This is a genomic window from Methylotenera versatilis 301, from assembly GCF_000093025.1.
Lineage (GTDB): Bacteria > Pseudomonadota > Gammaproteobacteria > Burkholderiales > Methylophilaceae > Methylotenera > Methylotenera versatilis.
Map to the genome: position 1 here is coordinate 1436838 of NC_014207.1, position 22393 is coordinate 1459230.

At 44.7% G+C, this 22393-nt stretch carries 16 protein-coding genes; 3 read left to right on the plus strand and 13 right to left on the minus strand.

What is annotated here, in order from left to right:
* Positions 1 to 15: 15 nt before the first annotated feature.
* The 13 genes from M301_RS06580 to M301_RS06640 form a co-directional block, all read right to left on the minus strand.
* A complete protein-coding gene (locus M301_RS06580) occupies positions 16 to 1146 on the minus strand; it encodes an electron transfer flavoprotein subunit alpha/FixB family protein (RefSeq protein ID WP_013147988.1) in 1131 nt (376 codons plus the stop codon).
* Positions 1143 to 3050, minus strand: a complete 1908-nt coding sequence (locus M301_RS06585) for a (Fe-S)-binding protein (protein ID WP_013147989.1) — start codon at positions 3048 to 3050, stop codon at positions 1143 to 1145. Before M301_RS06585 ends, M301_RS06580 begins: the two co-directional genes overlap by 4 nt.
* Positions 3051 to 3078: 28 nt before the next feature.
* Positions 3079 to 5142 carry an NADH:flavin oxidoreductase gene (locus M301_RS06590; protein ID WP_013147990.1) on the minus strand — a complete coding sequence of 688 codons (2064 nt, stop codon included), beginning with the start codon at positions 5140 to 5142 and terminating at the stop codon, positions 3079 to 3081.
* Between the two features lie 11 nt (positions 5143 to 5153).
* On the minus strand, positions 5154 to 5759 hold the full coding sequence (locus M301_RS06595) for a DUF5943 domain-containing protein (protein WP_013147991.1): 606 nt from the start codon (positions 5757 to 5759) through the stop codon (positions 5154 to 5156).
* A gap of 63 nt (positions 5760 to 5822) precedes the next feature.
* The gene (locus M301_RS06600) at positions 5823 to 7100 is read right to left on the minus strand and encodes a serine hydroxymethyltransferase (protein ID WP_013147992.1); all 1278 of its coding nucleotides are present in this window, start codon (positions 7098 to 7100) and stop codon (positions 5823 to 5825) included.
* A 72-nt stretch (positions 7101 to 7172) separates the two neighbouring features.
* Positions 7173 to 8579, minus strand: a complete 1407-nt coding sequence (locus M301_RS06605) for an L-serine ammonia-lyase (protein ID WP_013147993.1) — start codon at positions 8577 to 8579, stop codon at positions 7173 to 7175.
* Between the two features lie 4 nt (positions 8580 to 8583).
* Positions 8584 to 9219 (minus strand): sarcosine oxidase subunit gamma, encoded by a 636-nt coding sequence (locus tag M301_RS06610; protein ID WP_013147994.1) that lies wholly within the window; start codon positions 9217 to 9219, stop codon positions 8584 to 8586.
* Entirely contained in the window at positions 9212 to 12244 is a 3033-nt protein-coding gene (locus tag M301_RS06615) for a sarcosine oxidase subunit alpha family protein (protein ID WP_013147995.1), read from the minus strand. Before M301_RS06615 ends, M301_RS06610 begins: the two co-directional genes overlap by 8 nt.
* Positions 12241 to 12540, minus strand: a complete 300-nt coding sequence (locus tag M301_RS06620; protein WP_013147996.1) for a sarcosine oxidase subunit delta — start codon at positions 12538 to 12540, stop codon at positions 12241 to 12243. Before M301_RS06620 ends, M301_RS06615 begins: the two co-directional genes overlap by 4 nt.
* Before the next feature lie 24 nt (positions 12541 to 12564).
* Positions 12565 to 13818 carry a sarcosine oxidase subunit beta family protein gene (locus M301_RS06625; protein WP_013147997.1) on the minus strand — a complete coding sequence of 418 codons (1254 nt, stop codon included), beginning with the start codon at positions 13816 to 13818 and terminating at the stop codon, positions 12565 to 12567.
* A gap of 239 nt (positions 13819 to 14057) precedes the next feature.
* A complete protein-coding gene (locus M301_RS06630) occupies positions 14058 to 15266 on the minus strand; it encodes a hypothetical protein (RefSeq protein WP_013147998.1) in 1209 nt (402 codons plus the stop codon).
* Between the two features lie 178 nt (positions 15267 to 15444).
* Entirely contained in the window at positions 15445 to 16434 is a 990-nt protein-coding gene (locus M301_RS06635; protein WP_013147999.1) for a choline ABC transporter substrate-binding protein, read from the minus strand.
* 200 nt (positions 16435 to 16634) lie between these two features.
* Positions 16635 to 17681 carry a GlxA family transcriptional regulator gene (locus M301_RS06640; protein WP_013148000.1) on the minus strand — a complete coding sequence of 349 codons (1047 nt, stop codon included), beginning with the start codon at positions 17679 to 17681 and terminating at the stop codon, positions 16635 to 16637.
* A 358-nt stretch (positions 17682 to 18039) separates the two neighbouring features.
* Here M301_RS06640 and M301_RS06645 point away from each other — a divergent pair, with 358 nt between their 5' ends.
* The 3 genes from M301_RS06645 to betA all read left to right on the plus strand — a co-directional run bounded on the left by M301_RS06645 (position 18040) and on the right by betA (position 22385).
* Positions 18040 to 18999 carry a TorF family putative porin gene (locus M301_RS06645; protein ID WP_013148001.1) on the plus strand — a complete coding sequence of 320 codons (960 nt, stop codon included), beginning with the start codon at positions 18040 to 18042 and terminating at the stop codon, positions 18997 to 18999.
* 178 nt (positions 19000 to 19177) lie between these two features.
* Entirely contained in the window at positions 19178 to 20650 is a 1473-nt protein-coding gene (betB, locus tag M301_RS06650) for a betaine-aldehyde dehydrogenase (protein WP_013148002.1), read from the plus strand.
* A gap of 49 nt (positions 20651 to 20699) precedes the next feature.
* Positions 20700 to 22385 (plus strand): choline dehydrogenase, encoded by a 1686-nt coding sequence (gene betA, locus M301_RS06655; RefSeq protein ID WP_013148003.1) that lies wholly within the window; start codon positions 20700 to 20702, stop codon positions 22383 to 22385.
* Positions 22386 to 22393 lie beyond the last annotated feature (8 nt).

Here is a 22393-nt window from a genome sequence, read left to right on the forward strand (position 1 = left end):
ATAGAACTCATATCGTTAATTCACTGGATTAGACATAGTTTGATTAGACGTGGCTTGTTTAGCCTCAGCGATAGCTAAAATGAGGCTTTGCATGATTTCTTCCGCATCACCAATCACCGTAAGATCTGCACGCTTCACAATGGGGGCGCTGTTGTCACGATTGATGGCAATCACATGACGGCAGTCTTTTATGCCCTGTAGGTGCTGCACTGCGCCAGAAATGCCAATCGCCAGATAAGCGCTTGCACTGACAGTTTTACCACTCGCGCCAATTTGCTTGTCACGCGGAAACTTTCCGTCATCCACTGCCACCCGGCTGGCGCCTATTGCAGCATCTAGCGAACGCGCTAAAGTTTCTAATGTCGCCACATTGCTCACGCCATTACCTGCAGAAACGATAAAGTCGGCTTCCTCTAAAGCGATCGTCGCTGAGGCGACGGGTAGCATGCCTAAGTTTTTATAGTCGCTGTTTGACTCTTTAAATGTGTAGCTTGTGGATTTTAACTGTTCGTCAGGTATCGCCGATGCTACAAAAGGTAAGTTGATTTCTGTCGTATTAGCGGCTAATAATATAATTTCTGGTAAATCAGCAAATGCTAAACGACTGCCGCCAGCTTGATAACTCGCCACATGCTTGTTGTCAATTTCAATGACATGTGTGGCTGCTGATTTTGACGGTTGAGTGGCAATTAATCTTCTTCCTAACTCTCCGTCACCAATCATATTATCAGGCGTGAAAATCCGTGAAGGCTTTACTGAATCAATCACCTTCAGTACACAGGCCAACTCTGCATCTGGCTGAAAAATTTGATAATCAAACTCAGGTCTTACTATCACTTTATCTGCTCCGAGGCGGGCAATATCTTCACGCAATTCACCCAATACTAACGCCACAACGGCAGTTTTTTTGTCAGCTAAAATCGCTGCGGTGGCAATTACTTGGTGGGCATGGTCATCAAGCATACCTCTATCCGCATGGGTCACAGTTAAGAAGAAGTTTTTGGGCTTAGTTGGTGTACGAAGCGGCTTAACTTCTGGAATATTTTCCGCAACTTTAGGTGCTGACAAAGTAATGCGTTTAATACCATTTTGAGTGGTATTAAGTATGCGATTTGGGTTAATACGCTTTGCTTTGCTGGTGCTCATGATTCCAGCTCCAAAGTAGACGCAAGCAGTTGTGCAATATCTAATATTTCAGGGCGGTTGCCGACAACACCCTCTAGCATAGCCGTACATTGTGGGCACCCCACAGCAACAACTTCCGCACCTATGGTTCTTGCATCAGCGATGCGGATGTCAGGTATACGTTGCTTGCCCGGAATATCTGTTAATGGTGCGCCACCGCCACCACCGCAACAGCGACCACGCATGCCAGAACGCTCCATTTCGTTAACTTGAATACCAATACTTTTTAGTAAGGCACGTGGCGATTCTGTTTCGCCGTTGTAGCGTCCTAAGTAACATGGGTCATGGTACGTCAGCTTGCGCGTTTCATCTGACTTACCTAGTTTCAACTGACCGCTAGCAGCCAGTTGCGCTAAAAGTGTTGAGTGATGTAATACCTCGTAATTTCCACCAAACGCGGCATATTCATTCTTAAGGCTGTGAAGAACATGTGGGTCTGCGGTGACGATGCGTTTAAACGAGAGTGAGTTCAATGTTTCAATATTGAGTTTCGCTAGTTTCTGGAACGTTGCTTCATCACCAAGCCGCCTTGCGGTATCGCCTGTGTCACGCTCATATTCACCCATTAAGGCGAAATCAACTTTTGCGGCTTTGAGCAACTTGACTAAAGCGCGTAAAGTACGCTGATAGCGCATGTCAAAAGCACCTTCACCTGCGACCAGTAGTATGTCAACAGGCATGTTGGGTGCAATCGTCTTAACATTCAAATCGACCGCCCAATAATAGCGAGCTTTACGGTCGAACCCGCCCACTGTAGCTGTTTGCCGTAAATTTTCCAATGTTTGAGGTGCGCTACCCGGAAGCTCACCTTTTGTCAGTGTGAGGTTGCGCCTTAAACCGACAATTGCATCGACGTGTTCGATGAGCATCGGGCACTCTTGCACACAGGCTCGACAAGTCGTGCATGACCATAAGGTTTCTGCTTCAATTAATGAGGGCACAATGGGTGCGTGTATGCTGCCAAAATGATCGCCAATAGGCATGCCCGGATAAGGACTGCCTGCAAATTTGGCGTCTGAACCGTTGGATTTTTCATCATGAGAAAATCCAACGACCAAGTCTTGAATCAGCTTTTTAGGGTTAAGTGGTTGTCCAGCAGCAAAGGCGGGGCAAGCTGCTTCGCATTTACCGCACTGTACGCATGCATCAAAACCTAATAATTGGTTCCATTTGAAGTCTGAAGGTTTGCTGATGCCGAATTCTTGGTTTTCTAGAGTGATAGCTTCTAAAGCGATTGGTTTAAGCGCGGTAGATAACTCACCCCTAAAACGCTGCTGACGAGGATGAAAAGCTAAATGCAGCAACCCGGCAATCGCGTGCTTCATAGGCCCGCCTAAACCTATGCCTAGCGCCAACTCTGCTGAGCCCGCCATTAATAATATCAATGCAAATACTGCAACACTGCCTGCTAGAACAGATACGGGTAAACTTATAACCAACAAGCCAATTGCAAAGGCAGTAAGTGAGTAGGGTAAACGACTCCAAGCGCCACGAGATAGTCGGCTAGGCGCATTGCGACGGCGCAACCATACAAAAAACACACCTACCAGCATGATGGCTGTAGCGATTAATATTGCCCAGTTTAGCGCATTCCAATACAGCATTAAGCCATAGTTGATAGCTACTAGAATTAACGCAGCTACAGCGCCACCAGCCGTGGCAACATGAGTGCGTGCAATAAAAGGTTCACGCGATACTACATGATGCAAATCGACAAAATAGCGTTTAGGAATCGCAAGTAAATTGATCCATGAAAAATCCGCAGACTGACCTTGACGCCATAACTGCGAACGCCGCCATAGCCCAATCAGCAATGTTGCCGTAGCTAGCCAGAAAAGTAAGGTGATGAGATGTTGAATAGACACTATTAAAAATCTTTGCTAGAAGTCATTGCTAGAAATCTTTACAGAGGCGCAGTGCGTCGTAAATAGCCCCGTGAATATTGTGCATAGACACGCAATCGCCAATGCGGAAAAGTAGGAACTCGTCATCATTCAACTTTTGCCCAAGTGCAGGTTGAGGTTGAGCATCAAATAGAGTTTTAATATCTGTTTGACCGTGATTCTTGGAAAGCTCTTTTAATGCCCAATAGACTTCAGTATTAGGGGTAGAGCCATTCTCTATGACCACTTGATCGACTTCGCGCTCTTCCAGCGTTTCAGTGTATTCATTTCGTAATACAGCGATTTTTTTATTTCCTTCGGCATACACGCTATCTAGCCAAAAATTTGGAGTAGGGATGATGCCTTGAGAATATAAACGGCGATAAAAAATTGGAAAGGTCGTGCCGCCTACATCGTCAGCCACTTTGGGGTCTGGTGTGACGATTTCTACTTGACTACCGCGACTTGCCATAAAGTCTGCAGTGCCAAAACCAGCGTGTGTGCCTATGCCATCGTAAATCAGTACATTTTTGCCAGGCGCCACACGTTCAGACAAAATGTCCCATGAGCTCACAGCCAAACCTTCTGCCACGCCCCAAGCGGGCACTTGTCCGCTATGACTGCTGCCACCTGTAGCCAATACGACAATGCTTGGCTTTTCTGCAAGTATCATTGCTGCATCTGCCGCAACACCTAGTCTGCGGTCTACGCCTAAACGTTTTGTCTCCATATCAAACCAGCGAATAATACCGGCCATTTGTTCGCGTTGTGGTGCTTTTGCGGCTAGATTAACCTGTCCGCCTACTGTTGCATTGCGTTCAAATAGAATGACTTCATGACCACGTTCAGCTGAGACTCTCGCAGCTTCTAATCCAGCAGGACCCGCACCAACGACTATAACACGGCGTTTTTCACCTTTGTTTTTAGTTACCACTTGCGGCATGGTAGATTCACGTGAAGTGGCAGCGTTCTGTACGCACAACACATCCTGTCCTAAATATTGTCTATCAATACAATAGTTTGCGCCCACGCATTGTCTGATTTGATCTTCACGACCATCGCGTATTTTCACTATCATATGCGGGTCAGCAATATGGGCGCGAGTCATGCCCACCATATCCACTAAACCATTGGCGATAATACGCTCGGCTTGCGTCACATCACGTATGCCTTGTGCATGCAAAATAGGCACTTTAGATACAGATTTGATGCCAGCCGCCAGATGGACAAAAGGCTCAGGTGGTAGCGCCATAGAAGGCATGCAGTTAGCTACTTTGTTGTGCGTATCTGCGCCTGAACCAATCACGCTAATAAAATCAATCAAGCCACTTTCAGACATGATTTGCGCGATGTTTTTAAGGGTTTCTGGGTCTAAGCCATCATCATGAAATTCGTCTGCGCACATGCGTAAGCCTACGCAAAAATCGGCACCTACTGCATCACGCACTGCATTTAACACTTGCATACCAAATCGCATGCGATTTTCTAAACTACCACCATATTCATCGGTACGTTGATTAGTACGTGGACTCCAGAATTGATCAATTAAATGTTGATGCGCCGCAGAAATTTCTATGCCATCCATGCCAGCAGCTTGTACCCGTTTTGCCGCCGCTGCAAAGTCGCCAATAATGCGGTGAATATCTTCAATCTCGATGGCTTTTGCGTTACCACGATGCACAGGCTCGCGCACGCCGCTTGGCGAAACAAGGTGCGGCCAAGGGTCGCCTGCGTAAGCTGAGCGTCTGCCCATATGCGTGGCTTGAATCATGATTTTACTGCCATGGCGATGCATCGCTTCAGCCAAGCGAGAAAGCGGCTCAATGACGCGATCAGTAGTCAGGTTAACGGGTTTCCATGAGCCTTGAGGCACATCGATAGACACCGGGCTAGAACCGCCGCAGATAGCTAACCCTAAGCCACCTTTGGCTTTTTCTTCGTAGTATTTAATGTAACGCTCACCCGGCATGCCGCCAGCTTCTGCATAGACTTCGGCATGAGCTGTACTGTAAATGCGGTTAGGCAACACTAGTTTATTGAGGGTAATCGGTGTAAAAAGATGCGGGTAGCGCATAGATTTTCCAGTCAGGCTTTTTGGTTTGTAACTGCTAGATTTACAGCTGCTAGATTTGTAACTGATGGTTTGATGGTGAAAATGCAGAAGCTTTCTGAGCTGTCGCCGCATTTTGATTGCGAGCAGTATTGGGCTGCGCAATCAATACCTTCACAATTGGTATAGGCATAATGCCCTTTACGTGTGGTGCACCAATCCATTGCGCCGGCAAACCAACCAGCAAACATATTGCAGAGTTTTCCAGGTTTTTCAGGTTGTGACAGCACAAAAGAAGAGTATTCAAGTTTTACTTCAGCATTGCCAGTATCGGCATTCACAGATTCAAAACTAAACACTCCCCAGCCGCGTTGAGACAAGCGATTTAAGTAATGCTCAAAAACAGCGATACCAGATAAATGATTTAATTTGGCCTCTTTTTCACACCAGTGGTATGCAGATTTATAGCCTGCTTCGTAGAGCACTTCAGCATACTCATTAAAACCAATCGCATCTTCTATGGCTAGATGGTTATTCGTCAAAAAATCACGCGGAACATAATTCCTCGGCACATAGCTCATAGTCGCTACGTTAGCATCACTCATGTTATTTTCATTATTGATAGGAGTGGAATGTTTCATTTAATTTCCCCTGTGCATCAATCAATTAACTATAAACTTTTTAACTGTACGTTTGCGCTGAAATCAATAAATTGGAAACTGTTCGCAAAGCGCTAATATTTTGCTGCGCACACGTTTTTCTGTCGCTTCGTCACCGTCTGGATTGTTTTTCAAGCCATCGAATACTTGTAAAATTAACTCACCAACCTGACGAAATTCAGCTTCGCCAAAGCCTCGTGTAGTACCAGCTGGTGTGCCTAAACGAACGCCAGAAGTCACGGTTGGCTTTTCGTCATCAAATGGAATACCATTTTTGTTACAAGTAATACCTGCACGCTCTAATGCATGCTCAACTTGGTTGCCTTTCAATCCTTTAGGACGTAAATCGACCAAGACTAAGTGGTTATCTGTGCCGCCTGTCACGAGGTCAACTCCACCTGCAACTAATACTTCACCCAATGCTTTTGCATTAGCCAACACTCGGTCAATATACGTTTTGAATTCAGGTTGAAGGGCTTCACCAAAGGCAACAGCTTTACCAGCAATCACATGCATGAGTGGGCCACCTTGCAGACCTGGGAAAACGGCAGAGTTTATTTTTTTAATCAAGTATTCATCGTTCGTCAGTATCACACCACCACGAGGGCCGCGTAGAGTTTTGTGTGTGGTCGATGTCACGATATGCGCATGTTCAACTGGATTTTGGTGACGGCCAGCTGCGACAATTCCAGCAAAGTGCGCCATATCCACCATCAAAGTTGCGCCTACGCTATCAGCAATTTCACGGAAGCGTGCAAAATCCACGGCACGCGGATAGGCTGAGTAACCAGCAATAATGACTTTAGGTTTATGCTCGTTCGCTAGCGCTTCAACTTGTTCATAATCTAAACGATAGTCTTCGCGACGAACGCCGTATTGCACTGCATTAAACCATTTACCTGAAAGGGCAGGTCTGGCGCCATGGGTTAAGTGACCACCAGCATCCAATGACATGCCTAAAATAGTATCGCCCGGTTTTGCGATGGCTAACATGACTGCACCGTTGGCTTGTGCACCAGAATGTGGCTGCACATTGGCAAACTTAGCACCGAATAGTTGTTTTAGTCGGTCGATTGCCAAGGTTTCAACTTTATCCACAAACTCGCAGCCACCGTAATAGCGTTTACCAGGATAGCCTTCTGCATATTTGTTGGTGAGCACTGTGCCTTGCGCTTCTAGCACCGCACGCGAGACTATATTTTCAGACGCAATCAACTCAATTTGTGATTGTTGTCGATACAGCTCTTCATTGACTGCAGATTGTATTGCAGGGTCAGCCTCGGCCAATGATGCTGAAAAGAACGGTGCTTTAGTCTGGTTCATTTTGACTCTTTCTAAGTGTATTTTCTAATACAGTAAGATATGATTTTGGCAGGACATTGACTTAATTAATGACTAGCAAGCGACGACATTTATAGCTAATCCGCCAAGCGCTGTTTCTTTGTATTTTGATTGCATATCCACTCCCGTTTGGCGCATGGTTTCAATCACGGCATCTAATGAAACAATGTGGCCGCCTTCATGCATCATCGCCAAGCGTGCCGCATTAATGGCTTTAACTGCGCCCATGCTGTTGCGCTCAATACATGGAATTTGCACCAAGCCACCAATCGGGTCGCAACTCATGCCTAAATTGTGCTCCATGGCGATTTCAGCAGCATTTTCAATTTGCTCATTATTGGCACCAAGTACTGCAGCTAAACCCGCTGCCGCCATCGAGCAGGAAACGCCAATCTCACCTTGGCAGCCCATTTCAGCTGCTGATATTGAGGCATTCTTTTTATAAAGCATGCCTATGCCCGCTGCGGTGAGTAAGAACTTAATAATGTTGTCTTCTATTTCAGTTTTGGTTCTTTGCTGTTGGCAAAAGCGTGTGAAGTAACTTAACACTGCTGGTATTACGCCAGCAGAGCCGTTGGTTGGCGCAGTAACAACGCGGCCACCACAAGCGTTTTCTTCATTCACGGCAATAGCAAAGGCACTTACCATGTCCATTGATTGGAAATCTGACGATAGTTTGCCACCTACAGTGCTGGCTTGTTTGTAAAGTAAATGTGCTCGGCGTTTTACTTTTAATCCACCTGGTAACATGCCTTCTGTCACCAGTCCACGTTCGATGCTAGCATTCATGACATCCCAAACGCGAAGCAGCTTGCTGCGTGTTTCTTGTGCGTTTTGGTATCTTAATTCATTGCCCCACACGATCTCGGCAATTGATAGATTCTTTTCATTTCCCATGCGCAGCAAATCTGCAGCGTTATCAAACCAGAACGGCGTAGAAGCTGGTGTTTCTTTAACGATGGCACTGGTTTTTGAGGTGCGGAGAATCTCTTGTTCATCCAACACTGCGCCGCCGCCAATTGAAAAGTAGGAGTTGCGATGCAGTGAATCTCCATCATCATAAAATGCCTGCAATATCATGCCATTAGGATGTTGCGGTAATGATTGATGATTATGAAAAACCAAATGCTTATTGAAATCAAATGGAATTTCAATGGTGTTCATTAACATTAAACGGCCAGTTTCCTTAATAGATTCAACTAGCGGGATGATGCTTGCAGGGTCAACTTGGTCCGGTAATGCGCCAACCAAGCCCGCGATGACGGCATAATCAGTCCCGTGGCCTTTACCAGTAAGTGCCAGTGAGCCAAATAAGTGAATTTGAACTTCAGAGACTTGTTTAATGAGGCCGCGTTTTTCAATCTCTAAAAGAAAACGGTTTACCGCAATCATCGGCCCAACGGTGTGTGAGCTTGAGGGGCCTATACCGATACGAAAAACTTCGAATACGCTGTAGTTCATGCTGTTACTGCCCGTCGTTTAGTTGAGCAATGCCAAAGCCATAGGGCAGGGCGCTGCGTTCGAGATAACGCCAGATGTAATCTGCAAAACTACGACGAAACACTAAGCTATAACCATCATCTTGTTGATGTAAATATAAGCTTAATTTGCCGAAAGTCGTGCCTACTACCTTGCCTGCTTGTAGCATGTTTAAGTCATATACCGTGCAGTGGTGCAACACATCGCTGGCATTTTTACCTTTAAGCTGAACAGTGGTGTATCCACCAGAATTATCAACCACTTGGCTATGAATGCCAGTCAATCCAGTTTCCAATGATTGTTGCAAAGAAGCGCGCTGGTCTCGTTTGCAAATGATTAACCATTCATCTGGAGAAAGCCAGAGGATTGATCCCCATGTCGTATATATCATGCTGCAAGGCTTTGTTGGCAACGCAACGTTTAATGCTGATTTGACTGCATTTACAAATGTTTCATTTTGCGAATTTCCGCGTAAGCTGATGTAGCCTAATAGTGGGATTTCATTGACCCAAGCGCCCTTGCTGTCATTGATTTTCTCTTGCTTTGCAGCTAAACCAAATGGATGCAATGGTGATTGCATAACAGGGTTGAATTCTAAGGTGTTATTAGTTGAACTAAGCATTATGTCGGGCTCCTTCTGCATCAACAAACACGTATGAAACGATTTTCACTTTAACGGCTTTACCTTCGGCCCATGCGTAAACAATATTATTACCTTCTTCATCGCGGCGTTTAATGCCATCAATCACAAAACCCATTGCGATAGAGCGACCAAGAAATGCGCTGTGGTAGCTAGATGTTACATGACCAAGCATGGCGACCGGCGGTGTAATGTCTGATGAGTTAATCAGTTGTGCACCTTCTTTCAATACCACGTTTGGATCTTCTGGCAGCAAGCCAACCAATTGTTTACGGTCAGTACGGCTAGTATCAGATCGAGCAAGTGAACGTTTCCCTAGGAAGCTATAAGGTTTTTTCATACCGACTGCCCATGCCATGTCTAAATCGAACGGCGTGACAGAGCCATCAGTATCTTGCCCAACAATAATGAAACCTTTTTCTGCGCGTAGTACGTGCATGGTTTCAGTACCATATGGTGTAATGTCAAACTCTTTACCTGCCTTCATGAGTTCATTCCAGATGTAATCACCATAACTGGCATCAACGTTGACTTCATAAGCTAACTCACCAGAGAAGCTGATGCGGAACACGCGTGCAGGAACGCCCGCAACTGTGCCATCGCGCCAATCCATAAATTTGAATGCATCTTTTGATAGGTCGATATCAGTGCAAAGTTTAGCTAAAACTTCACGGCTTTTTGGGCCAACTAAAGCAGCGGTTGTCCAATGGTCAGTTACAGAAGTCATATACACTTCTAGTTCAGGCCATTCAGTTTGATGCCATTTTTCTAGCCAAGTCATCACGCGGGCTGCGCCACCAGATGTGGTGGTCATTAAAAAGTGTGTGTCTGAAATGCAAGCTGTTACGCCATCATCCATCACCATGCCAGCTTCATCTAACATCAAGCCGTAACGACATTTACCTACTGCAAGTTGTGACCATGCATTGGCGTAGATGCGATTTAAAAACTCACGTACATCTTTACCGCGGATATCAATTTTTCCTAAGGTCGAAGCATCTAACATACCTACGCTATTACGTGTAGCTAGGCATTCACGATTGACCGCAGCATGAATATCTTCGCCCGGTTTAGGAAAGTACCAAGGGCGCATCCATTGACCAACGGGTTCAAACTCCGCACCATATTGCTCATGCGTTGTTTGCATTGCGGTATAACGGCGAGGTTCGAAAGTGTCACCGACATGTGCGCCAGCTAAAGCGCCAAATGACACTGGTGTGTAAGCTGGGCGGTATGTGGTTGTGCCAACTTCTGGAATCGTTTTTCCTAAAGCTTCAGCGGCAATGGCAAAGCCATTGACGTTAGATAACTTACCTTGATCTGTACCAAAGCCCAGTGCGGTGTAGCGTTTGATATGCTCAATTGAACGGTAGTTTTCACGTACAGCCAATTGAATATCGGTCACTGCAACATCATTCTGGAAATCAACGAACGCCTTTGCGCCGTGTCCATCTTTACCATCAGGCACATGGAATATACGGCGTGCTGGAGTGACGGAAATTTCATCGGTTTCTAATACTAAACCTGAATTGTTGATGGTTTTACCTAAGCTGGTTAAAAGTTCAGCTAAGGTGTTATGTGTGTTGACTAAACCTTCCTGTAAGGCAAACACACCTGTAATCGCACCTACGCAGAAAATACCATCTTTGGCACGGCCGTTTGCTGAAACTACAAAAGCTAAGCGTGATTCGTCCCATTGTGGGCGTCCGCCATCGTGGCAGAACAAATGCACGGTAGGGGATAATCCGCCAGAACTGGCTAAAACATCGCATGGTACATAAGGGCCTTTAGCTGTGACAACATTTTTTAAGCTACCTAATTTAACCAGTTGTACACCTTGTACTGCATTAGAGCCAACCGCTTCGCTAATACCGTAACCAACGTACACTTTAATGCCTAATTGATTCGTTTTAGCCGCCCATTCAGGGTTGATCTGTTCTCTGGTGTCAACCACGGTGACTGCAATGCCAGCCACAGCTAAGTCAACCGCGCCTTGATAGGCTAAATCATTACTCGTCATAATGACTGCATTTTTACCACAAGCAACACCGTAGCGGTTTAAATAAGTGGTTAATGCTGATGCCGTCATAATGCCTGGCAGATCGTTATTGCCGAATACCAATGGGCGCTCAAACGCACCCGTTGCCAATACAACTTTAGAAGCACGAATGCGATGCAAGCGTTCGCGGCGTTGTGCATTTTTTCTTGCGGCATGAGGCAGATGATCCTGCAGCAGTTCTACCGCCTGAATCATGTTCATATCATGCAAGGCAAAAGCCGTTGTGCGAGAGAGAATTGTTACGTTAGACAAGCTTTGCAATTCATTAATGATGTTAGCTGACCATGTACTTGCACTTACGCCACCAATCAATACATTCGGCATAGAGAGTAAATAACCGCCAAGCTCAGATTGATCATCAACCAATAAAACCTTTAAACCACTTCGGCCAGCCAATAGCGCGGCAAGCAAGCCCGTCGCACCACCGCCAACCACAAGCAAATCTACGTGATGGTGTTGGTGGTCGTAAGTTTCCGTATCAGCTTCAACTGGTGATTTACCATAACCCGCCGCGCGACGAATAATGTCTTCATAGAACGGCCAAAGCTTAGTTGGCCATTTAAAAGTTTTATAGTAAAAACCTGCTGGCATAAAACGCGAAAATTTGCCGCCTACACTTTTAAGGTCGAATGCTAATGACGGCCAGCCACTGGTGCGGCCAGCCACTAAGCCATCATATAACTCCACTTGCGTGGCTTTTAAATCTGGTGTGGTACGTGCGCCAACGTCGATTTGCACAAGCGCATTAGGTTCTTCTGCACCAGAACCAATAATGCCGCGAGGACGGCCATACTTAAAGCTGCGAGCAACTACTTTTACGCCATTAGCGAGCAGGGCTGAAGCAAGAGTATCTCCTGCAAAGCCTTGATAAGTTTGACCATCAAACGTAAAGGTAAGTGGGCGGTTTAAATCAACGCGACTGTTTTTATGATTGATTCTGTTGCTCATGCTGTTGCCTCTTCTGCATCATAAATTTTACGAGCCTCCGCTAACGTCCAAGCACCTACTATGGTGTGGTTTGCGGTATTACGTTTTAATACAAAAAACTTACGGCAGCCCGTGCTGTGCCCCCACATTTCCCAGTGCCAACCTTTTGGGTTTCGTTTCATAAACAAATAATCACCCCAATTTTCTTCGCTTTCAGTTTCTGGTGATTCAGGGCGCGCAACAAAGGCTTCGCCGCCATAGCTAAATTCTTCTTCTTCTCTTGCTTCAAAACAATGCGGGCATCTAATGACAAACATGATTTTTCCTTTTTAGCTTAAGCTTTAATGCGCAACACCGGCTGCGCCGTGCTCGTCAATCAAATGACCTGTATGAAAGCGGTCAAGCGTGAATGCGGCGTTCAGCGGGTGTGGTTCATCATGTGCAATGGTGTGGGCAAATACGTTGCCAGACCCTGGCGTTGCCTTAAAGCCACCTGTACCCCAGCCGCAATTAAAGTACAAACCTTTGACTTTAGTCTTACTGATAATTGGGCAGGCATCGGGCGTAGTGTCAACAATGCCGCCCCATTGGCGATTCATACGGACGCGAGAAAACATTGGGAATAGCTCGATAATCGCTGCTGCAGTATGCTCAATCACATGTGGGCTACCGCGCTGAGCATAGCTGGTGTAATGGTCAATCCCTGCGCCAATCACAAGCTCACCTTTATCTGATTGACTGACATAGCCATGCACCGCGTTAGACATCACTACTGTGTCTAGTATAGGTTTGAGTGATTCTGAAACAAAGGCTTGTAATGGATGACTCTCAAGCGGCATGCGGATACCAGCAGCTTTTGCCATCACGGATGAATGACCCGCTGTCACACAGCCAACTTTTGTTGTTGAAATATAACCTTTACTAGTTTGCAGGCCTTTAATCTGTGAGTTGACGATATCCATCGCTGTTACTTCGCAGTTCTCGATAATATCAACCCCATAATTACTCGCTGCGCGGGCAAAACCCCAAGCGACCGCATCATGTCTAGCCACGCCAGCGCGAGGTTGGAAGCTTGCGCCCATAATTGGGAAGCGCGTGTCCTTAGAAATATTAATCATCGGAATGCGGTCTTTCACTTCTTGCGCATTCAACGCCAAGGCGTCGATTCCATTTAGATTGTTGGCGTTCACGCGGCGCTCAATATCACGCATGTCTTGCAGCGTATGACCAAGATTGAATACACCGCGCTGACTAAACATCACGTTGTAGTTAATGTCTTCGGTCAATCCTTCCCACAGTTTTAATGAGTGCTCATAAAGCATGGCTGCTTCATCCCAAAGGTAATTAGAGCGGACGATGGTGGTGTTACGCGCAGTGTTGCCGCCACCTAAATAGCCTTTTTCTAACACTGCAATATTTTTAATACCATGCTCTTTAGCAAGGTAGTAAGCAGTGGCTAAACCATGACCACCTGCACCAATAATCACTACGTCATACGAAGATTTAACTTCAGGACTGCGCCAAGCAGGCGTCCATCCTTCGTGATGTTTTAACCCTTGTGAGAGTAGTTTCCAAATGGAATAATCTTTTTTCAAGCGGCCTCCGGCAATCGTTTAAAACATTAGTTGTTAAGCGTTATTCTGCTGTTTCAGCGCTTTGTTTAATGTGCTACATCAGACTGTTTCTTGGCTTTTTACGACATGTGACGTTTTAGTTATATTTGCCTAATCATTAACGCGTAATAATTTAGTGATAAAGGGCTTTATGATAAGGTTAAGCTCACCGACCAAAGTGTTGAAATGGTTAGTGACTCTTGATTTGAAAATACTTGAATTTAGAAATAGTAGCCGACGCTCACATTTAAGCGTTGCCCATTATTGTCAGTTGCTTTTCCTGCACCCATACCGTTATAAAATACAGGAGACATATATGTCGAGTTTTTGCCTAACATATAGTCAGCATAAATCCACACCTTGCCAGCACCAAAAGAGAGTCCTGTTACGTTCTGTGAAGAATCGGTGAAACTACTTTCGTGTTTTATCAGTGAACTATACTCGTTGTAAACAGTAAAGCCACTAAATGGTCCAATGGTGCCGCCTATGTTGTAGCTCACATTGGCTACGTAAATCTCACCTTCAGTAGCCAATTTGTTTGAAAAGCCAAATCCACCGACTGCTAATGTGGTAGGTGAGCCGTTTAGATCATAGTCATATTGCATGGCCATTAAGCGCACAGCTGCTTTGCCAAACACCCCTGCGTAGTGAGCGGCAACAGCGTCTCTGTGTCCAGATTGATTGATGGTGCTAGCGACTTCGCCATGTAGGTAAGATAATCCAAATTCTGACTTGGCGTCATTGCTGTGTTCCATAGAATATGTCACTCGGGCAATACCAGTATTTTTTTCCTGATGCTCATTGACGAGGTGAAAGCTGTAACGGGCTGAATCATCCTCTAAGAAGTTGCTTTTTGTATCTGATGTACTACCATGACCACCATCAGATGGATAAAAAGCCAATTGTGTGTCAAAAGCGCCATCTTTTCGTGAGTATTTAATGCCTAAACTTTGCGTGTCTTCAAAACCCGCATAGTACGCCATAGATTCAAAAAAGTTATTTCCCGCATAAGGATAAAGTCCAAACGGATGTGAGTTTAAACCCGCAATTAACTCGCTTTTGTCACTAAATCTGTAACCAGCCCATAAATGGTTTAAGAGCACCATATTGCCAGAATCGCCACCTGTTTGTCGCTTAGAATAGTGGTAATAACGCAATTGACCAGAGCCAATAATAGAGCCATCATCGTAACCAATTTCGCCGCGCAAAGTATCAAACTCTAGCTCACCTTTGCGATCTTTGTTGTAATTGACGTATTGGTATGCACCACGAATTGCACCGCCAAATTTCCAGGGAGATTTAACCGCAACATTTGCATTTTCGACATTTTCGCCATCTTCTGCAAAAGCACTTGTATAGGCCAAACTAAAGCCTAAAAAGCATATACCTGCACGTATCACTGAAGTGGTAAATGGTTTATTTTTTTGCATAAAAGCACACCTAACTGTTGGTAGTATGTTGTTAGTTAAGCGATTTTTGGGAATTAACAATCTGTCGCGAGAAGATAATACGTTTGAGCTTGTATTCGCGCTTTGAATAAGTTTGCTAAAGCAGATTATTGTCGTGTGAAAATCTGCTTTAGCAAATAGTTATAAAAAAGTATTTAAATTAAACACCTAAATATTTTTTTACGGCTTCTAAGCCCGGTTTCCCGTCTAGTGTTTTTACGCCATCTAGCCACTTATCTAACACAGCAGGATTCTTAGTTAACCATGCTTTTGCAGCAACGTTCGGTACTGTTTTATCCATAATTGGCAGCATTACTTGGTTTTCCATATCTAGATTAAACTCTAAATTGGTGACGAGTTTATTCACATTTGGGCAACGCGTACCTAAATCAGACGCCGTGACGGTATACACTTTCGCTTCGCCGTAGTTAGCGCCAAAGAAATCGTCACCACCACTCAGGTAAGTGATGTCTTGTTGAACATTCATTGGGTGAGGTGCCCAACCTAAGAACACAATCCATTTTTTGTTTTTTACTGAGCGGCTGACCTCAGTCAACATGCCAGCTTCGCTAGATTCAACCATTTTAAAATCTTTAAGACCAAATGCATTTTTGGTGATCATATCTGCAATGATTTTATTACCGTCATTGCCTGGCTCGATGCCATACATTTTTCCATCTAGGTTGTCTTTAAATTTTGCAATATCGTTAAAGCTTTTTAAACCAGCTTCATAGGCGTAAGTCGGTACGGCTAAAGTATATTTAGCGCCAACTAGGTTAGGTTTTTCAAGTACTTTAATGTCTTTAAGAAACGGCTCAACAATAGGTGTCATAGAAGGAGACCAATAACCAAGGAAAACGTCAATCTGACTCTTTTTGATGCCTGCAAATGCAATAGGCACAGAAGCAATGGTAGAAACAGGTTTGTAACCTAAACCTTCTAAAACAACAGAGGAGAGTGCGGTGGTTGCGGTAATGTCAGTCCAGCCAATATCAGCAAATTTTACAGCGCTACAACTGGCGGCTTCGCCAGTACTCGGCGCTTCTGCCGTGGCTGCAGGAGCGGAAACTTCACTTTCCTTTTTGCCACAGGCAGTAAAGGCGAGAGGGAATAGTGCGGCGATTAAAACTGATTTTGCAAAGTGATTCATTTTAACTCCTACGTAATATTGATAGTACCCAAAGAAGACAGCATGGTGAAACCACACTAGTTATCGCACTAAAACTCTCACTAATAAGAAAGTTCTGTTACAAGTAGTAAAATATAGCGAGTAGTCAACAGTTAAATAAAGAATTACGACAGAATCTTGTTTAATCACGACATGTGAATCACGATGCGTGAAAAGTCATTTTATGTATGGCTTAAATGCATATTGGTGTTGCTGGTAAGTGAGTGTATGGCAGGTGTATGTTGGTTCTTGCGTCTTTCTTTGCTTGGCGAGTAGCCAAACAGCGTGCGGTATGATTTGCTGAAATGGCATGAAGACTGAAACCCACAGGCGACAGTAATGCTCATAATGGACATCTCAGTTTGTAAAAGCAACGATCTAGCACGCCTTAACCTAAGATTTAAATAATAATGCATCGGGCTCATATTAAGCGTGTGGTTAAACATACGCTGTAAATGGCGCTGAGATAATCCTGCCAATCGTGCCAGCTCATCCAGCGGTAATGGTTCTTCAATATTGGCTTCCATTAATGCAGACACTTCAACCAAGGCTTTATGACTATATCCAACACGGGCAGCAACCGGAATATGCTGCTGATCTTTACTGTCTCGTGCACGCACCACCATGAATTGGTCTGAAATTTCGGCGACTAGATTTTTGCCAAATCGTGCAAAAACAAAGGCAAGCATTAAATCTATTGGGGCTGTTCCACCGGCGCATGTACAGCGGTCACGGTCAATCACGAAAAGCTCTTCCATAAAGGTGATGTATGGAAACTTCTCACGCAGGCTCGCCATGTTCTCCCAATGAATCGTGCATTTATAGCCATCTAGCACACCAGCTTTTGCCAGCGCGTAACTACCAGTACATAAGCTGCCTAACCATACATTTTGCTTGCCAGCTTGGGTGATTAACTTGATAACGCTTGAATTGACGGCGGTTTGTACATCCACACCACCACAAACCAGCAACATGTCTGGCATGGCAATTTTATCTAGCATGGTGGTTTTGGCAAAAGATAAACCATTACTTGCCTCAACAGGTAAACCGTCTGGTGTGATGACTGACCACTGATACACTTCTTGGCCAAGCAGGTAATTCGCCATGCGAAGAATTTCAATCGCATTCGAAAATGCAATCATAGAGAAATTATTGAGGGTCAAGAACCCAACATGCCTGACCTGTGACATTTCTTTACAAGACATACGACCCCAATCACGATGACTCACAATGAATGTTTAACAATTTGTATACTTTATTTCAATCCCACATTTTTCTTAAGCTTTAGACAATAATAGTCCTGAAAATAATATTTTGAAATAATAATTATAGATATTATTTTCTACGGAAAAGCATCATGACAAAATCTCAACATCAGCTAAGATTCGATTGCATTTAAAGACTTAACATAATTGAATTGATTATATTTCCAATCCTGATATAAAAAAACCAGCTCGGCGTTTTTGCTATGGTTAATGTCGTAATTACTAATTTTTTTCTGAAGTATTCTTTGATAATGAAATTGCATAATTGAATATAATAAATAGTCAGTTTGGTTTTATCTTTTGAATATTTTGGGAGAGTCAAATGAAAGCGCTGAGTTGGATTACAAATCGTCACGTGGTGAGCGCACTTTGCGCAGCACCAATTTTATTAAGCTGCGTATATGCGTCTGCAGAAGATGTGGTCACGGCTGCTCCAGCCGAAGCGGCACCACCATATACACTTACATATAACCTTGGGGTATATTCTAATTACATCAGCCGTGGTAATGACTGGGGTGATGGTCCTGCCTTGCAAGGAGGTGTTGATTGGGCGCACAGCAGTGGTTTCTACTTAGGTGCTTGGTTTTCGACTACTGACCCATTGACTCTAGGGGGTGCCGGAACTGTTACCAACGTCGATCCAAGTGGAAATCCATTAGGTTCTGGTAACCATGTGGAAACTGACTGGTACGGAGGTTACACACATGCATTTGGTCCCGTTACACTGGGTATTGGTGGTAACTATGTGTGGTATCCAGAAGGTGAGAAGTCTTACCATAATAGAAATCAAGACACTTTCGAAGGTAATTTAAATATAGCTGCTTATGGGTTCACCTATACGTTTTACCATGCATTTACCGATTGGTATGGTATTGGAAACACAAGAACAGCTGCAGCTGCAGGTCGATTCCCAAATCCCGCAGAAGCTGCAGCCGATACAAGTGGTGTTGAATATCATGAGGTAAAATATAATCATGAGTTGCCATTTGCGGGTTTAAATTTTGCCGCCAAAGTAGGTTATCAACGTTCTAGTGATATTTGTTTAAATCAAAAAGATTTCTTAATTGGGATAAGTAGAAATTTCTCTTTGCCAACGGGTGGAAAACCGCTTGACGGATTCACTGCAGGAGCTAACTATACTGACACGTTTGATGTGGAAGAGTGCGCAGGAGTATCTAGTGTTACCGATGGAAGTGATCATAAAACATCTTATTACACAGATGATAATGGCAAAGTCATCAATGACAGTAAGATTACGTTCTATATTAAACGTAGCTGGTAATAACTGGTTATATAGAAGATAAATAAATATTGAAATTAAAAAGGACGCTACCGCGTCCTTTTTAATTTATTTAGCATAGTCGGATTTGACTAACTTTAAGTCGTAATTTAAGTGGCGCTGAGTTCTTTAGGCTTTTACTATTGCCCAATAATCATTAATTATAGTTTGGAGAACCATTTTGTCACGTTTCGAATTACAACAACTCTATATAGGTGGTAAGCGTATAAACGCAACGAGTGGCAAAACATTCCAGACGATTAATCCTGCCAACGGTGAGGTTTTGGCTGATGTACAAGTCGCCTCTGAAGCCGATGTCGATTTAGCCGTTGCCAGTGCTAATCAAGGCCAGCGTGTTTGGGCTGCGATGACTGCTATGCAGCGTTCGCGTATTTTGCGACGAGCAGTAGAAATTTTACGTGCGCGTAATGATGAGCTGGCCGAATTGGAAACTTTAGACACTGGCAAACCAGTTTCTGAAACGCGCTATGTCGATATCGTCACTGGTGCAGATGTGCTTGAATATTACGCTGGATTAGTTCCGGCACTTGAAGGCCAGCAAATCCCATTACGTGAAAGCGCTTTTGCTTATACCCGTAGAGAGCCGCTAGGCGTGGTTGCTGGCATTGGGGCATGGAATTACCCCATTCAAATCGCTTTGTGGAAGTCAGCCCCAGCTCTAGCCGCTGGCAATGCAATGATTTTCAAACCCAGCGAAGTCACACCGCTGAGTACATTGAAACTAGCTGAAATTTATACTGAAGCAGGTTTGCCAGATGGTGTTTTTAATGTGCTTAATGGTAGCGGTGGCGAAGTGGGTGCTTGGTTAACCGCACATGCCGGTATCGAGAAGATATCATTCACTGGTGGTACTGTAACAGGTAAAAAAGTGATGGCGAGTGCTTCAAGCTCAACATTAAAAGATGTGACGATGGAGCTTGGTGGAAAGTCACCTTTGATTATTTTCTCAGATGCCAATATGGATAAAGCCGCCGACGTAGCAATGATGGCGAACTTCTATAGTTCTGGCCAAGTGTGTACCAATGGCACTCGCGTGTTTGTACATCGCTCTAATATAAAAGAGTTCGAGCAAAAAATTGTTGAACGCGTAGCACGCATCCGCCTTGGTGACCCGCAAGATGACAATACTAATTTTGGTCCATTGGTTAGCCAGTCTCACATGCAGAATGTGCTGCGTTATATTGACTTAGGTATCAAAGAGGGTGCGCGCTTAATAGCTGGCGGAAAGCGTGAGCTTACTGGCGATTATGCCAATGGCGCTTATTTACAACCAACCGTGTTTATCGATTGCACGGATGATATGACGATTGTACGTGAAGAAATCTTTGGTCCAGTGATGAGCATCCTCATTTATGACAATGAAGACGAAGTGATCCGCCGCGCTAATGATACTGACTACGGCCTTGCAGCAGGCTTGATTACAGAAAATATCAGTCGTGCCCACCGCGTAATTCATCAGCTTCAAGCAGGTATTTGCTGGATTAATACATGGGGAGAGTCGCCTGCTGAAATGCCAGTTGGCGGCTATAAACAGTCGGGAGTAGGGCGCGAAAATGGCTTAATGACGCTACAAAACTATACGCGAGTCAAATCTATTCAAGTTGAGTTGGGTAACTATACGTCTGTGTTTTAGTGGTTGAGTACAAGTTGATTGATTGAAAGTACTGTCTTTAAGGAAAGTCATGAGTAAAAATTCAGAATTCGATTACATCATTATCGGGGCAGGCTCTGCGGGTAACGTTTTGGCCACGCGCCTGACTGAAGATGCAGATGTAACGGTACTCTTGCTAGAAGCAGGTGGGCCTGACTATCGTTTAGATTTTCGCACGCAAATGCCAGCAGCCTTAGCTTACCCATTACAAGGCCGTCGTTATAACTGGGCTTATGAAACTGAACCAGAGCCGCATATGGATAATCGGCGAATTTCATGTGGTCGCGGTAAAGGCTTAGGCGGTTCATCCTTGATTAATGGCATGTGCTATATCCGCGGAAACGCTTTAGATTATGATGGGTGGGCGAAGCGTAAGGGCTTGGAAAATTGGTCTTATTTCAATTGCCTACCGTATTTTAAGAAGGCTGAAACAAGAGATATTGGCCCAAATGATTATCATGGTGGTAACGGCCCCGTCAGTGTCACCACACCAAAACCCGGTAACAATGTGCTTTATGCGGCTATGGTGGAAGCTGGTGTGCAAGCGGGATATCCTCGCACAGAAGACCTAAACGGCTATCAGCAAGAAGGCTTTGGCCCTATGGATCGCACAACCACACCACAAGGTAGGCGCTCTAGCACTGCACGCGGCTATTTAGACCAAACACTCGACCGTAAAAACCTTACCATTATTACGCATGCGCTGACTGATCGTATTTTGTTTACTGGCAAGCGTGCAACTGGGGTAGCTTACTTGCGTGATGGCAAGCCACAACAAGCCAATGCAAAACGCGAAGTGTTGTTATGTGCTGGCGCCATCGCCTCGCCACCCATATTGCAGCGCTCAGGTGTTGGTCCAGCAGCTTTGTTGCGTGATTTAGATATTCCTTTGGTGCATGATTTGCCCGGAGTTGGTGCAAATTTGCAAGACCACATGGAAATTTACCAACAATACGAATGCAAACAGCCAGTGTCATTAGCGCCAGCCTTAAAACTTTACAATAAGCCCTTAATTGGTGCCGAATGGCTATTTTTTGGCACTGGTATCGGCGCAAGCAATCAGTTTGAAGCAGGTGGTTTTATTCGCAGTGACGACAGTTTTACTTGGCCGAATATTCAATATCACTTTCTGCCAGTGGCGATTAATTACGATGGCAGCAATCCGATTAAGGTGCATAGTTTTCAGGCACACATGGGTTCCATGCGCTCTCCTAGCCGTGGGCACGTACATATACGCTCGAAAGATCCTCTGGAGTACCCAAGTATCTTGTTTAATTACATGTCTACCGAACAAGATAAGCGAGAGTTTCGTGCAGGTGTACGCATCACGCGCAACATCATGAAACAAGCCGCATTAGCGCCTTATGTAGGGCGAGAAATCTCACCAGGCGAAGCCGTGCAGACCGATGCCGAAATTGATGCATTCGTCCGTCAACACGGTGAAACGGCGTATCACCCATCCTGCTCATGCGCGATGGGCTATGATGAAATGGCTGTAGTGGATTCAGAAGGTCGTGTGCATGGTCTACAAGGCTTGCGTGTGGTTGATGCATCTATCATGCCTGAAATTGTCACTGGCAACCTGAACGCACCTACCATTATGATAGCTGAAAAGATATCAGACCATATTCGTGGTCGCAAACCACTTGCAGCTAAAGCAGTACCAGTGTTTATTCATCCACTCCATCGCAATGCTGATGCAGCTTCAAACACCTAACGAATACT

Coding starts and splice junctions, on each gene's coding strand:
- M301_RS06580 (WP_013147988.1), bottom strand. CDS start 1,146: ATGAGCACCAGCAAAGCAAAGCGTATTAACCCAAATCGCATACTTAAT.
- M301_RS06600 (WP_013147992.1), bottom strand. CDS start 7,100: ATGAACCAGACTAAAGCACCGTTCTTTTCAGCATCATTGGCCGAGGCT.
- betA (WP_013148003.1), top strand. CDS start 20,700: ATGAGTAAAAATTCAGAATTCGATTACATCATTATCGGGGCAGGCTCT.
- M301_RS06635 (WP_013147999.1), bottom strand. CDS start 16,434: ATGAATCACTTTGCAAAATCAGTTTTAATCGCCGCACTATTCCCTCTC.
- M301_RS06590 (WP_013147990.1), bottom strand. CDS start 5,142: ATGCGCTACCCGCATCTTTTTACACCGATTACCCTCAATAAACTAGTG.
- M301_RS06595 (WP_013147991.1), bottom strand. CDS start 5,759: ATGAAACATTCCACTCCTATCAATAATGAAAATAACATGAGTGATGCT.
- M301_RS06620 (WP_013147996.1), bottom strand. CDS start 12,540: ATGTTTGTCATTAGATGCCCGCATTGTTTTGAAGCAAGAGAAGAAGAA.
- M301_RS06605 (WP_013147993.1), bottom strand. CDS start 8,579: ATGAACTACAGCGTATTCGAAGTTTTTCGTATCGGTATAGGCCCCTCA.
- M301_RS06615 (WP_013147995.1), bottom strand. CDS start 12,244: ATGAGCAACAGAATCAATCATAAAAACAGTCGCGTTGATTTAAACCGC.
- M301_RS06630 (WP_013147998.1), bottom strand. CDS start 15,266: ATGCAAAAAAATAAACCATTTACCACTTCAGTGATACGTGCAGGTATA.
- M301_RS06645 (WP_013148001.1), top strand. CDS start 18,040: ATGAAAGCGCTGAGTTGGATTACAAATCGTCACGTGGTGAGCGCACTT.
- M301_RS06610 (WP_013147994.1), bottom strand. CDS start 9,219: ATGCTTAGTTCAACTAATAACACCTTAGAATTCAACCCTGTTATGCAA.